We start from the raw sequence: 15,074 nt of genomic DNA, 5'->3' as shown, positions 1-15,074 counted from the left end.
TCTCTCCCTACAGTTCTATACCCTATCGCGGTGTAGCTGTCAGTCTATGCGCCAACTTCCCGTCGCCCCAGGGCGGGCTGTACAAACCGATAGTGCTCGAACAGGTGAGCACTCACCGACGGCTACGAAGGAGACACTCACGCTGCGAGTACCGACTGTCGTGAGGCGGCCGGCGAGGTGCTGGTCGAGGAGTACGGCGCGAAGATAGACAGGATTCTCGTACGGGCGTGTGTCGTGACGCCGAACTGACTCGCCGAACACGGTTATCCAGCCTGCCAGATATTGAGCAGAGAACGCTGAGGTATATCAATTCTTCGACGTCCTCCCTTTTGGTCGAGCGAACCGGTATCAGACGGCGGAGTCCACGGCACCCTCATGGCTCGGTGGAGCACTTTTCCGCAACGGCCCTGGCGGAGTGACACCAGGTTTGCCGATGTGAGACGTGTACGGCATCGGTTGCGGGCACGAACTACCCGGACAGGGTGATGCGACCACCAGACCTTGCGTTCACCCTATGAAGGGAACGCAATCCAGTGACGTGCAGTCGATTGACCGCCATTGGCATCGACTAACTTGGCGAGGAGGTGAGCCGTGGTGATTCTGCTTCGTGGAGCGATCCTTGGTGACGGGTCCGCGGCTGATGTGCGTTTGAGCGGAAGGAACATCGAAACCGTGGCGCCGGTGGGGTCCGTCAGCTCCGAGGCGCTCGAGGAAGTCATCGACCTCGAGGGGTACGTGCTGCTACCCGCAATGGTCGACGCACACACGCATCTCGACAAGGCGAACAGTGCCGATCTGGTGTCGAATTCTTCCGGCGACCTCATGGGCGCAATCAACGCATGGTCGAAGTTCCGTCGCACGCTGACCGAGAAAGACATTTACTTACGCGCTTCCGAGATGGCAGAGGCCGCCTTAGCCTTCGGAGTCACGGCCATTCGCACGCACGCGGATGTCGGACCGGGAATCGAGATGAAGGCCGTACGCGCCCTCGTCCGACTGCGAGATGACTACCGAGATCTGATCGACATCCAAGTGTGCTCCTTGGCCTATCCACTGACCGGGAAAAGCGATTCGGCAAACCGAGAACGCGTGCGCGAGGCGTTGAGAATCGGAGTAGACGTCGTAGGAGGCGCACCGGAGCTCGACCCGGACCCGACCGAACATATTGCAATTTGCCTCGGGCTTGCCGCCGAGTTCGATTGTCCTGTCGACCTTCACCTTGATGAGAACCTCTACCCAACAAGCATGTTGGCGGAGCTTGCTGCCCAGCGGCGCGAGAACCTGAACCAGCCCGTTGCCGCCAGTCATTGTGTGAGCCTGGGGATGTGCCCCGAGACCGTCCAGATCGAGGCTAGCAGTGCGGTTGCCGGCGCTGGGATCGACATCATCACGATGCCGCAGAGCAATCTGCACCTTCAGGGACGGGGAATAGTCTCAGCGCAGCCGCGTGGCATCACCGCTCTGCGCGCGCTGAAGCGTGCCGGCGTCACTCTCGCGGGCGGTAGTGACAACAACGGGGACCCGTTCAACCCGGTCGGATGTGGGGACCCGCTGCGCACCGCACGGCTCCTGGTGATTGCCGGCCATCTCACCGTCGACGAAGCCTACGAGCTGGTCAGCCGCGGCGGGCGTGCCGTCATGCGCCTGCCCGAGGTGCGCGTCGCGCCGGGCTACCCCGCCGACCTGGTTGCTATTCGTGCACCATCACTTCGCGCGGCGATGGCGTCCGGCACCGAGGACCGTCTCGTCTTTCGCCGAGGACGACTCGTGCGACGCACGGCAGTCGATCGCGCCTCATACGCACCCGCCACCGGCGTGTAGCTACCGACCGCATCCTTGAGCCATCCCTTTGCACACCCGCACCAACACAAGGAGAAGCATCGTGAACACCCGACTGGTCGATCTCAGCGTCGAGGTCGACGCCGACACGGTGGGCCCGCCTTCGACGAACGTCAAGGTCGGCATCGAGACATTCCGAAGAGGACCCGGATTCTGGCAGGTCAGCTCGGTTCACCAGAGTGTCCATACCGGCACCCACATCGACACCCCCCTGCACTGCTACGCCGATGGCAAGCACACTGGCGAAGTCGAACTTCCTGACATCTGCGGCCACGTCGCCTTGTTCGATCTGCAGAAGGCGGCAACCGAGGCAGTCACCGACGTCGATCTCGAAGCCGCGAACCCCGGCCTGGCGGCTGGGGAAGTCGCAGTTCTCCGCACCGGCTGGAGCGATGAGATGTGGGGAAACTTCCCGGACTACTACACACAATCACCGTGGCTACACGAGTCCGCGGCGCACTGGCTGGCCGAGCGTAAACCCAAGGCTGTTGTGTTCGACTTCTTCGAGGAATACTGCGCTCGAAACCACGACTTCACATCCGAGGAATTCGTGGTCCACCGGATTCTCCTGGGCGCCGGCATCTACCTCGTCGAACACGCCACCAACCTCGCCGCCCTCCGCGGCAGGTCCGCGAGGATCTATCCCGCGTTCTACAAGTTCAGCGGCCTGGATGGCGCCACCGCTCGACTGTTTGCGTTGGTGACTCCGTGAAGCTTGCGACAATCAAGTGGAATGACAGCACCTCCGCGGCGTTGGTGACTGACGACGGTTACGCACCGATTCGTGTTCTACCGGGCCGCGCCGACGCAGTCGATGTTCTGTCATTGATCCACAGTCCTTTGACTGAAACAGAATTGACAGCACTTGCCGCTTCGTCGGTGCTGACGGGTTCGGTCACCTTGCTGGCTCCGATTCTGAACCCACCGAAGAACATCTTCTGTGTCGGGAAGAATTATGTGGAGCATGTCAAGGAAGGTGCTGCGGCAGAGGGGTTGACGGAGTTCACGATCCCGGCGTACCCAACCTGGTTCAGTAAGCCTCACACGGCACTCACCGGTCATGACAGTGGCATTGTCTATGACCGAGCCTTCACCTCCGAGCTCGACTACGAGGGTGAACTCGCGATCGTCATCGGGCGAGGAGGCCGCAACATCTCGCCGTCTGCCGCACTCGACCACGTGTTCGGCTACACGATCGTCAACGACGTCACCGCTCGAGACGTTCAGCAGAGCCACGGTCAATGGTTCCGTGGAAAGGGTGCAGATACCTACGCACCATGTGGTCCATGGATTATTTCGGCGGCGGACATTGTCGATCCGCAGAATCTTCGGATCACCACAGCGGTGGACGGCAAGGTTCGTCAGGATGATACGACCAAGAACATGATCTTCGACATCGTCAGCCTCATCGTGGACTTGAGCCAGGGAACGACTTTGGAGCCGGGCGACATCATTGCCACCGGTACACCGCAGGGCGTCGCCTGGGGAAAGACCGCCCCCGGGCTCGGCTTTCTCGAGGTGGGTCAGCAAGTCACAGTCGAGATCGAACAAATCGGCGTGCTCAGCAACGTCGTCGCCGCCCTATAGCAAGTCTGTTCGTCAATCTTTGAGAGGTGCCCGTGACGACCGAATCAACCTTCACCCCAGAGCCCGTGACACTTCCACCGCGTCCAGAGTTCACGATCAAGCACGCCAACATCGTCTCGATGGATCCGGCATTCGGCGACATGCTCGACGCCGACATCCACATTCGAAACGGACAGATCGTCGGTGTAGGGCGCGATCTTCCCATCGTCGGAGAGCTTATCGATGCCAGTGGGATGACAGTCCTACCAGGCCTGATCGATACCCACTGGCACCTATGGAACAGTCTGCTTCGCGGCCTCGTCCGAGATGAGACGGGTGAGGACTATTTCACCGTCAAACGAGCATTGGGCGGAAAATACGAGTTGGCCGACTTCTATTGGTCGGCGCGGCTTGCGCTTGCAGAAGCGACCAAGTCGGGGATCACCACGGTCCACAACTGGGACCACAACGTGCGCAGCAGCGCCGACGCGGATCTCAACATCCAAGCGCAGCTCGATTCTGGACTCCGCGGAGTATTTTCATACGGTCCCAAGGATTCGTGTCCGGAAGACGAGTTGATGGATCTCGAAGATCTGCGTCGAGTTGTCGACTTCTGGGATGCCCAGCGAACCGATGGGCGGATCAACATCGGCGTTGCGGTCCGGGGGCCCTACCGTACGCCTCCGCAGGTGTACGAAACCGAATGGGCCGCGGCACGCGAACTTGGGCTGCCCATGACGATGCACTGCGATCGCTGCCTCCGCGAGGAGGGTTGTAAGAACTGCGGTCTGACACGTCTCGGGGATCTGGGGTTGCTCGGACCGGATCTGCAGGTTGTGCATGCGATCCATGCCAGCACCGAGGACATCGCGGCCCTGGCCGAAACCGGAACCCGAGTGTCGCTCAGCCCGATCACCGAGATGCGTAGCATGGGTTTCCCTCAACTCACCGAACTGCTCGAAGCCGGCGTGCCGGTGAGCCTGTCCATCGACACCACCGCCTTTCCGACGAACGCTGACATGTTTTCGCAGATGCGGGTGCTGGTGGCCACCGAAGCAGCTCGGACGGGAAGCAAGATCGTTTCGGCCCGCCGCGTGATGGAGATGGCCACCATCGATGGTGCCCGCGATCTCGGGCTGGACCATCTGGTCGGGTCCATCAGCGTCGGCAAGAGAGCAGATCTGATCTTCATCCGGATGAGCGATCTCAACCTCGCCCCCGGAAAGGATCCACTCGAGCTGGTCGTTCTGGCCGCCCAACCCTCCAATGTCGACACGGTCATCGCAGACGGGCGCCTGCTCATGCGTGGTGGCGAATTGCTCGCTACCGACACGGACGCGCTGGCCGCCACGGCCCGCGCCTGCCAGGATCGGCTACTCGCAGAGGCTGCTGGTTGAGTGTGCACGGCCACGGTTCACGCGAGGTGTCTCGCGTCGATGCCATCTCGCGTGAACGGCTGGGCGACTGACGGTTTACCTTTGACGATCCGACCGTCCGCGGAGGGTCACGCATGAATCCAACGTTCGTGTGTGACTTCCGGGGAGCGGCTCATGGTGGGCCTACCGACATCTGGATCCGACTACTGGACGGGTACACCGACGGCAGAACTCGCAGTGGCAGGCGTACACCGGGCCGAGTGTGCGATTGGCTCTCTTGTCAGCGCCGTCGTCGCGGTCGTTCGTACGGGTACGGCGGTCCCGGGCGCCGACGCCGTGATCAATAAGGCGCCCAGCCCAGGCAAACATTCGCCGCGTGTCCACGCGGTGGTGGACCGCTCGACCGACGCGCTGGCCGACTTCTTGGTTGAGACGCCGGGCATCGCGTCGGTCGAGGTGTGACCGGCACAGCCGACGGGTGCCTGGGTGCATCGATGTCGGAACCTGCGATGGCACTTGAGCCTCCCATCAGATGTCCCTCAATCTGCGTTGGAGCGCGCTGCGGCTTCTAGGGATACAAGGCGCGCGAACATCGCTCGCGACTCACCATGATCTTGTCGATAGGGTTCCGCGGAGCCGAATGGCGTCAAGGGCCGGGATTCAACCGTGTGATGGAACAGACGAAGGACTCGAGCCTGAACCTGCACCAACATCGTCGATTCACCCTCAATCCGACGACGCCGCAATTATTCGTGGGCTCAGGGAAAAGCGATCTCGACACGTTCCGGCGAGTGCCGTTCGAGTAGATGAATCGCTGGGGGCCTGAGCACCCGGCGTAGCGCCTCCCAATGGTATCTGCCCGCGGACCTACCGCCTCGATGGTTTCGTGGCGGTTCAGTTCTTTCGTTGACACACATTGTCCGGTTGGCTGACTGTCGGGCTGCGCCGCGATCAGTTTGCAATGTCACCCTCATTGCGTGGCAGGGTGCCGTCATCTAGGCCGCCACGCTGATCGTGATTTCGCTGTAGGCCACGGGAGAACTACCCGACTCGGGTGATGCCATCACGCTGTGTCTGCCGTCACACTGAAGGTCTGCCGAAGAACGCTGACTTTCCGCCTCGGGGATGTATCACCCACGCGGCGCAACCCACCTTCGACGTGAGGACTGCTGTGCCCGCCTCTGATCACTTCGATCGAAGAATCAACCGGCTGAGATCCGCATGGCATGGGGCCGACAGCGAGGGCGTCACACCGTGACGGCGTGGACCGCCATCCTGCCGTGGCAACTTGGTTCCGATCGGAGCATCCCATCAAAGGGCTCTCATGAGTGACTCTGGCTTAGCGAATCTCCACACGAAGAGGTAGGGAATGCCCCCTGAGACTCAGGAATCCATCACAATCGAATGTGTCGACCCCCCTGGAGTGATTGCTCGCATCAGCGTGCTGTTTTGGCGTCATGGTCTCGAAATCACGCGACTTTCCTCTCGAGATTCGGTCGGTAATCCGGATGGTCGAACACTGACGATCACGTTCGATCTCGCTCCCAACCTCAGCGCAGCGTTCGTGATCAAGAGACTGAATCGGATCGTGGGCATCACGAAGATCGTCCGCCGCGCACAACCAGATCATCGCGGCGCACCGAGTAGTCGCACCCGGAGAGTCGATGTCAGCTGAATGCTTCTGCCCTGATGGATGATCCGTGAATCGGCGAATCGAATACTGATATCGGCCTTGTAGGGCGGAAAGTTCATGGCGAACCTGCACAACGACGCACGGTCAATCGGGGTGCCGGCTCAGCATGGCGGCAAACTGGCACCCGATCAGGTGGTCACCATACGAACATTCGATAGCCGCCGCAGACTCCCCCAACCTGCCACATCCCCAGCGCCGCTGAGGGAAGCCGCCCCGGAACAGTCGATCGATGAGGACCCCATGGCGTATGTGATTACCCAGCCCTGTTGCAACGATGCGTCCTGCATCGCAGTGTGCCCGGTCGACTGTATTCGGCCGACCCCGGACGACCCATTGTTCACCACCGCCGAGATGCTCTACATCGACCCGGGCTCATGCATCGACTGCGGCGCCTGCGCCGAGGCCTGCCCCGTAGACGCGATCTTCCCCGAAGACGCACTCACCGAACCCAACAGCCGCTACCAGACAATCAACGCCGACTACTTCGACAGATACCCCCTCGAATTCACCGCATTACCGCCCAGCAAAACCGCACCCGTCCCCGCACAAGACACACCATGGCGGGTCGCCATCGTCGGCTCAGGACCAGCAGCATGCTACGCCGCCGAACACCTCATCACCCTCGCAGGCAAAACGGTCGAGGTCGAAATGTTCGACCGCCTCCCCACCCCGTGGGGTCTCGTCCGCGCCGGCGTCTCCCCCGACCACCCCGGCACCAAAGCCGTCACCGACATCTTCACCAAAACTATTTCCAACCCCGCCTTTCAATTCCACCTCAACGTCGAAATCGGCACCCACCTCACCCACACCGAACTGATGGCCCACCACCACGCTGTGATCTACGCCGTCGGTGCCTCCAGCGACCGCCGTCTCGGCGTACCCGGTGAAGACCTCCCCGGGAGCCACGCAGCAACCGACTTCGTCGCCTGGTACAACGGACACCCCGACTACGCCGAACGACAATTCGACCTCACCGGCGAACGCGCCGTCATCGTCGGCAACGGAAACGTCGCCCTCGACGTCGCCCGCATCCTCGTCACCGACCCGGACGACCTCGCCCGCACCGACATCGCCGAACACGCCCTCACAGCCCTGCGTCAGAGCAACATCCGCGAGGTCGTCGTCATCGGACGACGAGGCCCCGCCCAAGCCGCCTACACAAACCCCGAATTCCTCGCCCTCGCCCACCTCAAAGGCGTCGACGTCATCGTCGACCCCACCGAGGCCACACTGGATGAGCACAGCCAGGCCCGGATCGAAGACCCGGATGCGGACCCCCAGATGATCCTCAAGGTCAATCTGGCGCAGGAGTTCTCGGAACGCACCGGGCATCCCGGTAACAGGCGGATCGTCCTTCGGTTCTTGTCTTCTCCCACCGAGGTGCTCGGCGCGGGGCAGGTGGAGGGTCTGCGCATCGTTCACAACGCGCTGATCGAGGATTCCGAGGGGAAACTTCGGGCCTGCCCGACTGGCGAGACGGAGACTATCTCGACGAATCTGGTGCTGCGTTCGATCGGCTATCACGGTGCTCGCGTGCCTGCTATCCCCTTTGATGAAGCCCGCGGCACGATCCCCAACGAGAGAGGGCGAGTCATCGACCCGCAGACGGACGAGCCACTGACCGGCGTCTACACGGCAGGGTGGATCAAGCGGGGGCCCTCCGGGGTGATCGGCACTAATAAGAAGTGTGCCAGGGACACCGTCGCACTGCTGCTCGAGGACGTTGCGGCCAAGAAGCTGACCAGGTCCGTCAAGGGACGTGCGGATCTGGACAGACTCATTAGCGAGCGTCAGCCAGACGTGGTCGATGCCAGGGGATGGGCGGCCATCGACAACGCCGAGCGCCAACTCGGCATCGAGTCTGGGCGACCGCGTACCAAGCTCACCACTATCGGATCGATGGTCGAGGTCGCACAACGCTAATCGGGACGAATCCGCCGCAGAGCATGTCTGCGTGCGCCTGCCCGTACTACGCCGAGTGGTTGCTGAACGGGGTGGGAGAACGCACGGTCGTACGACCGCCGTATCCCGCCCCGTGAGGGGCTGCGGTTCGCCGCAGTTCGTTGGGCGTGTTGTTTCTCTCCGGAGCGCGCGCCCGATCACATGTGAGTCGCAGAAACGCCGGGGACGAGTCCACCGGGGGTGCCGCGGATGACGCTCCACCGTCGTGATGATTGTGATCCCAGAGCGATATCGACAGACCAGGGAATTCTCGCTGGCTTCGACGTTGACCCGAGGAAGGAATCGCCAGTAGGGGTTGGCGGTGACTTCAACCGTGCTCCCACGTCCCAGGAAGCCATCAGAAGCCTAATTGCACCCGAAGGTAAACTCACCCAGCGGGTCCCTGCGTCGCCGCGGGGAACGTGATGACCTTTGTTGCAGATGAGGAGAATTCGGCTCATCCGATCGGACTCTGCTCGATGCCGTTGTCGGCTTTGCCACCCTGCCCGGGACTCTGCCGTTCGATCTGCCATCAAGCGAGGAAGCCGTCGATCAGTCGAAGGAAGACACCCCATTCGACACTTCCACTGTTCACCTTCGGACATGGACCCAGCTTTACCCAGCCCTGTCGCGGCCCGCCGCCACGTAACAGGAACAACTGCCCGCGTTCAACTGGTACCCACGATGAGTTGGCGAACGGCGGACGGGACCCGGTTTCAGCTCCAGATCTATGGTCTATCCAAGTTCCATGACCACCGAGCCAGTCCGTGGATCGACCCCCTTGCTTGAGACTGCGCACTGACAAACGCGTCTGACGATCGGTTTGCAATAGCGCTGCAGTGCACCACCGCGCGGAGGTGAGGTCGGAGGTGATGCGACTCGATCTGCGGCGCCACACGGTCGTACCGCAGCCGGATTCCGCCGCCGCCGACAGCTGTCCTGCGAGAAACTACCCGGTCCGGGGGATGCCGCAAAGCGCTGCCAGAGACCAGGCTGGTGGCAACGACCCGACCCACCTCCGATCCCGGGCAAACACGCGCGCTGTCCGTGCCGAGATGAGTAAGCGAGGCGGAATCACAGACGAAGGGACCCAGCGTGAACTTGTTCGCCAAGCCGGCAACGGCATCCGGCACGGCTACCCAGGGGACAGACAGGCCCGTCGGAGGATCCGATGCCTAACAGCCACGAATTAGTACAACTGATCACCCCGAATGGGGAGCGTGTAGAGCATCCCGAGTTCTCACAGTTGGTCGCAGACGTAACTCCGGATGCCCTGAGATCCCTGTACGAAGACCTGGTTGTGGTGCGGCGTATCGACGCCGAGGCGACCGCGTTGCAACGACAGGGCGAGCTGGGCCTGTGGGTACCCCTGAGAGGCCAGGAAGCGGCTCAGATCGGGTCGGCGCGCGCACTAGACGATCAGGACTTTGTCTTCGCAAGCTACCGCGAACACGGTGTCGGGTACTGCCGCGGTGTCGACCCGACGCAGATGCTCCGTTATTGGCGTGGCTCGACGCATTCTGGGTGGAACCCCTTCGAACACCGGATGACAACCCCGCAGATCATCGTAGGTTCCCAGGCACTGCATGCGACAGGTTACGCATTGGGATTGACCTTCGACGGTGACGACAGCGCCGTCATCACCTATTTCGGCGACGGCGCATCGAGCCAGGGTGACATCTCGGAGGCCTTCGGCTTCGCCTCCAGTTTCCGCGTTCCGGTGGTGTTCTTCTGCCAGAACAACCAGTGGGCGATCTCGGAACCTGTATCCCTGCAAAGCAATGTGACGATTGCGCAACGGGGAAGTGGATACGGCATACCGAGCATTCGCGTCGACGGAAACGACGTTCTGGCCGTACTCGCCGTCACTCGCCATGCACTCGCACGGGCAAAGGAAGGCAGCGGGCCTACCCTCATCGAGGCCTTCACCTACCGGATGGGACCCCACACGACCTCCGATGATCCGACCCGGTACCGTCCATCAGCCCTCGACGACGAGTGGAAGGCAAAGGACCCGATCGATAGAGTTCGCGCGCTGCTCGAACGCGAAGGTCTGATCGACGACGACTTCCTCGCGAAGGTCAAACGCCGAGCGGACTCCACGGCTGTCGACCTTCGACGCGGTTGCCTCGAAACTGTTGAACCGTTGCCGATGACCATGTTCGACGATGTCTACGCCGAACCTCATCCACTGATCGATGAGGAGCGCTCGGCCTACGCCGACTATCTCGCCAGCCTGGAAGGACAACACTGATGACGACACTACCCATTGTCAAGGCGCTCAATTCCGGGCTCAGGAAGGCGATGGAAGACGATCCAAGAGTCGTCCTCCTCGGCCTGGACATCGGAAAGCTTGGCGGGGTCTTCCGCGTTACCGACGGGCTTCAGAAGGACTTCGGACAGAACCGCGTCATCGACACGCCCCTTGCCGAGTCCGGAATCATCGGCACAGCTGTGGGATTGGCCATGCGTGGTTTCCGTCCGGTCTGTGAAATCCAATTCGATGGTTTCGTCTACCCGGCGTTCGACCAGATCGTGTCGCAGGTCGCCAAGTTGCATTCCCGGACGAGCGGCAACGTCAAGATGCCGATCACAATTCGGGTCCCGTACGGCGGCGGAATCGGAGCGATCGAGCACCATTCCGAATCCCCGGAGGCGTACTTCGCTCATACCGCTGGTCTGCGAGTTGTCTCGTGCAGCAACGCAGCGGATGCCAACTTGATGATCCGACAGGCCATCGCGTCCGACGATCCAGTGCTGTTCTTCGAACCAAAGCGCCGGTACTGGGAGAAGAGTGAAGCCAACGAGTCCGCATCACTCGATTCCTTCCCACTGCACAAAGCGCGAACCATCGTCGAGGGTAGCGACGCCACAGTCGTCGCGTACGGCCCCTTGGTGACCACCGCATTAGCGGCCGCGAAGATCGCGGCGGCGGAGGGCACTTCGATCGAGGTGATCGATCTTCGGTCAATCTCTCCCCTCGACCTCGACACGGTCGAAGCGTCGGTACGAAAGACGGGGAGACTGATCGTCACACACGAAGCGTCCGTCTTCATGGGCATCGGCGCTGAGATCGCGGCCCGGATCTCCGAGCGATGCTTCTATCATCTCCAGTCACCGGTCCTGCGGGTGGGCGGATTCGCAATCCCGTATCCGCCCGCGAAGCTCGAAGAGCATTTCCTCCCCGATCCCGATCGCATCCTCGACGCCGTCGACCGCGCCATCGCCGCCTGAGCCAAAGGACCGAATCCATGTCTGTCGAGAGCTTTCAACTGCCAGATCTCGGCGAAGGTCTCACTGAAGCCGAGCTGATCTCGTGGCTCGTCAAAGTCGGCGACACGATCGAGCTCAACCAGATTATCGCGGAGGTCGAGACGGCCAAGGCGAGCGTCGAACTGCCGTCCCCCTATGCCGGCACCGTCGTGGCTCTCAAAGCTGTTGAGGGTACGACGATGGAGGTCGGCGCGCCGATCATCGAGATCTCCGTCGGTAATACAGCCGAGCTCGCCCCCTCGGCCGGCGCAGATCCGCAGGACCAGGAAGCCCGAGGCCACGAGGCGGAAGAGCGGGTGCCGGTCCTCGTTGGGTACGGCGTCAGCGGCGCCTCCGCCAGCCGCCGACGCGGCAAGCGCCGTCCCCAGGAGGACGCGCCTGCCAACCCAACCTCGGCAACCGCATCGGTTGAGCGTGGCACGGAGCGACCTGCGGCAAAACCTCCGGTTCGCTTCCTCGCGAAGCAGAAGGGGATCGACTTGGCCGCGGTCTCGGGCACCGGTCCGGACGGGCGTATCACCCGCTCAGACGTACTCGGCTACGAGGCAGCCCACACAGATGCACCGAGTGTCATGGCGAAGGCCGGCCCGGCAACACTTCCGGCCGTAGCGGGCCAGACGACGGAGACCCGGACACCGGTCAAGGGAGTGCGCAGGCACACCGCCGATGCAATGGTTCGAAGCGCCTTCACTGCTCCACATGTCACCGAGTTCATCACCTTCGACATCACGCGCACCGTCGAGCTGCTCAGCAACCTCCGCGCGAGTCAAGCGTTCGCCGATATCAAACTCACCCCTCTGGCGCTGGTGGCAAAGGCACTGGTAGTCGCGCTACGCGACAACCCGAGTCTGAACAGCTACTGGGACGAGCACGCTCAGGAAATAGTCACCAAACACTACGTCAACCTCGGCATCGCGGCAGCAACGCCCCGGGGGCTGATGGTCCCCAACATCAAGGACGCCGATCGCCTCGGCCTGCGTGATCTCGCCAAGTCGCTCGTTGAACTAACCCGCACGGCGAAGGAAGGCAAGACGAGCCCCGCAGATCTGGCCGGCGGCACGATCACCATTACCAACGTCGGGGTTTTCGGCGTAGACGCGGGGACCCCGATTCTCAACCCCGGAGAGGCCGCCATCCTCTGCTTCGGCGCGATCCGCAAGCAGCCCTGGGAATTCGAGGGCGAAGTTGCGCTGCGTTCGGTGACCACGTTGAGCCTGTCCTTCGACCACCGGCTCGTTGACGGCGAACAGGGTTCGCGGTTCCTCTCCGACATCGCTGCGATGCTGTCCGACCCACTGCAACTGATAGCGCTCAGCTAGCCGAACCCAGATCGGAGATCCCCGCATGGCCGCGGACGCAACGACGGACTTTTGGAAGGAAAGCAGAATGAACTCCCGTACATCGCCGGACGATCTGACGTCAGCAGACCCACGTAGTCGCATCGGGCAACTCATCCGGACAACCTACCGGAGCCACTGGGCGTACGCCCGGTGGGCCACCATTGTCGCGGTTGTGCCTTCGCTCGGGCGTCCATGCTGGATGGTCGAGTTCAGTGACGGCGTTACCGATGTCTGGCCGTTTCGCGAGGCCGATCGTGGCTACGAGTTCCAGGACGGTCCCTCGGCGGCGTGGCCGATTCGTCGACATGTCGCACTAATCGAAGACGACAGCCGATCCGCCTGAACCAGCAGCTATCGCGATCTCCCCACCAATGGGAATACTCCCCCGGCTCGGGCGTGTCCGTTTCCACCCGAGCCGGGGTCTTCACGTTCAAAAACACTAGACCGCAACATACTTACAAGGAGCGACGTCATGACCAACTCGACGGATATGCTGATCCTCGGAGGCGGTTCCGGGGGTTACGCCTGCGCATTCCGAGCGGCACAACTTGGCATGTCCGTTACCTTGATTGACGAGAACAAGGTAGGAGGAACATGCCTGCATCGCGGATGCATTCCGACTAAGGCACTCCTTCACGCAGCCGAAGTCGCCGACTCGGCCCGCGAAAGCGAAATTTTTGGCGTGAAGGCTACCTTCGATGGAATCGATATGGCCGCCGTTACCTCCTACAAGGATGATGTCGTCTCGAAGCTCTACAAGGGACTTCAGGGGTTGGTCAAGAATCACGACATCAACTATGTCGAAGGCCGAGGCCACTATGTCGGAGACAAGACAGTCGTAGTCGGCGAGCAAACATACACCGGACGTGCCATTGTCTTGGCTACGGGCTCCTACCCCCGGATGTTGCCCGGTTTGGGTATCTCCGAGAGAGTGTTTACCAGCGATCAGGCTCTCGCCCTCGAGGCGGTGCCAGCACGGGCCGTTGTGCTCGGCGGCGGAGTGATCGGGGTCGAGTTCGCGAGCATATGGGCATCCTTCGGCGCCCAAGTGACTGTTGTCGAGGCACTTCCGCGACTGTTGGCCGGCGAGGACGAATGGTCGTCGAGGCAGATCGAGCGAGCGTTCCGAAAACGCGGAATCGTCGTGAAGACTGGGTCAAAGTTCGCGGGTGTTCAAGAGACAGAGACCGGCGTGATCGTCAACCTCGAGACCGGAGAGACTATCGATGCCGATGTACTGCTGATCGCGGTCGGTCGTGCTCCCAACACCACTGATACAGGTTTCGAGGACTCGGGTGTTGCGCTTGATCGCGGTTTCGTTGTCGTGGATGAGAATCTCCGCACGAATCACGCTGATGTGTACGCCGTCGGAGACGTTGTTTCCGGACCCCAGCTGGCGCATAGGGGATTTCAGCATGGGATCTTTGCTGCAGAACACGTGGCCGGTCTATCTCCAAATCGCGTCGAGGAGAGCAACATCCCGCGTGTTACCTATTCGAACCCAGAGGTGGCTTCTGTGGGTCTCACCGAGAGCCAAGCACGAGATCGCCATGGCGAAGTGAGCGTCGCCACCTACGATCTGGCCGGAAACGGTAAGAGCCAGATCCTGAAGACGGCCGGGGGCGTGAAGGTGATCCGATCCGGCTCAGAAGAGCGTACAGGGCCCATCTTAGGGATTCACATGGTCGGCGCACGCGTCGGAGACTTGGTCGGCGAAGCACAACTCGTAGTGAACTGGGAGGCTTACGCAGAAGAGGTTGCCCCACTCATTCACGCACATCCGACACAGGCCGAAGCTCTCGGCGAAGTACACCTCACATTGGCAGGCAAGCCATTGCATTCGCACAAGTAGCGCAGCCGCACTGGCTTCTTCTTGCTGGGCGAAGTTTCGAAGGCCGATCAGCCCATTGGGTACACGCGAAGCGCCGGGAGTGCCTCAACATTGGATGGCAGGTCGGTTGTCTCCTTCCTCGGTGACCGCGGGCGCCGGGCGTTGTGGTATGCGTTGTCCACGGCAATCAGGTGAGCCGAATTACTGCCGATGTC

At 61.6% G+C, this 15,074-nt stretch carries 10 protein-coding genes; all 10 read left to right on the top strand.

Going from position 1 to position 15,074, the window contains the following annotated elements:
- Positions 1–591 precede the first annotated feature (591 nt).
- Positions 592–1,821 (top strand): amidohydrolase family protein, encoded by a 1,230-nt coding sequence (locus tag RJ1_RS00555; RefSeq protein WP_073357953.1) that lies wholly within the window; start codon positions 592–594, stop codon positions 1,819–1,821.
- Positions 1,822–1,882: 61 nt separating this feature from the next.
- The gene (locus tag RJ1_RS00550; RefSeq protein WP_073357952.1) at positions 1,883–2,551 is read left to right on the top strand and encodes a cyclase family protein; all 669 of its coding nucleotides are present in this window, start codon (positions 1,883–1,885) and stop codon (positions 2,549–2,551) included.
- Positions 2,548–3,426: a fumarylacetoacetate hydrolase family protein gene (locus RJ1_RS00545; RefSeq protein WP_073357951.1), complete on the top strand. Its 879-nt coding sequence runs from the start codon at positions 2,548–2,550 to the stop codon at positions 3,424–3,426. Before RJ1_RS00550 ends, RJ1_RS00545 begins: the two co-directional genes overlap by 4 nt.
- A gap of 32 nt (positions 3,427–3,458) precedes the next feature.
- Positions 3,459–4,802 carry an amidohydrolase family protein gene (locus tag RJ1_RS00540; protein WP_143048793.1) on the top strand — a complete coding sequence of 448 codons (1,344 nt, stop codon included), beginning with the start codon at positions 3,459–3,461 and terminating at the stop codon, positions 4,800–4,802.
- Between the two features lie 132 nt (positions 4,803–4,934).
- Positions 4,935–5,243 (top strand): hypothetical protein, encoded by a 309-nt coding sequence (locus RJ1_RS00535; RefSeq protein ID WP_143048792.1) that lies wholly within the window; start codon positions 4,935–4,937, stop codon positions 5,241–5,243.
- 1,471 nt (positions 5,244–6,714) lie between these two features.
- Positions 6,715–8,397: an FAD-dependent oxidoreductase gene (locus tag RJ1_RS00525; RefSeq protein WP_073357947.1), complete on the top strand. Its 1,683-nt coding sequence runs from the start codon at positions 6,715–6,717 to the stop codon at positions 8,395–8,397.
- Positions 8,398–9,586: 1,189 nt separating this feature from the next.
- Complete coding sequence (pdhA, locus tag RJ1_RS00520; RefSeq protein WP_073357946.1) at positions 9,587–10,669, top strand: pyruvate dehydrogenase (acetyl-transferring) E1 component subunit alpha; 1,083 nt, start codon at positions 9,587–9,589, stop codon at positions 10,667–10,669.
- Complete coding sequence (locus RJ1_RS00515; RefSeq protein ID WP_073357945.1) at positions 10,669–11,649, top strand: alpha-ketoacid dehydrogenase subunit beta; 981 nt, start codon at positions 10,669–10,671, stop codon at positions 11,647–11,649. Before pdhA ends, RJ1_RS00515 begins: the two co-directional genes overlap by 1 nt.
- A gap of 17 nt (positions 11,650–11,666) precedes the next feature.
- Positions 11,667–13,007, top strand: coding sequence for a dihydrolipoamide acetyltransferase family protein (locus RJ1_RS00510; protein WP_073357944.1), 1,341 nt, complete (start codon positions 11,667–11,669; stop codon positions 13,005–13,007).
- A 493-nt stretch (positions 13,008–13,500) separates the two neighbouring features.
- On the top strand, positions 13,501–14,880 hold the full coding sequence (lpdA, locus tag RJ1_RS00505) for a dihydrolipoyl dehydrogenase (RefSeq protein WP_073357943.1): 1,380 nt from the start codon (positions 13,501–13,503) through the stop codon (positions 14,878–14,880).
- The last annotated feature ends 194 nt before the right edge of the window (positions 14,881–15,074 follow it).

This window comes from Rhodococcus jostii NBRC 16295 (genome assembly GCF_001894825.1).
Taxonomy (GTDB): Bacteria; Actinomycetota; Actinomycetes; order Mycobacteriales; family Mycobacteriaceae; genus Rhodococcus_F; species Rhodococcus_F jostii.
The sequence above is the reverse complement of the archived record's forward strand: the minus strand, read 5'-3'. Positions and strand labels throughout refer to the sequence as shown.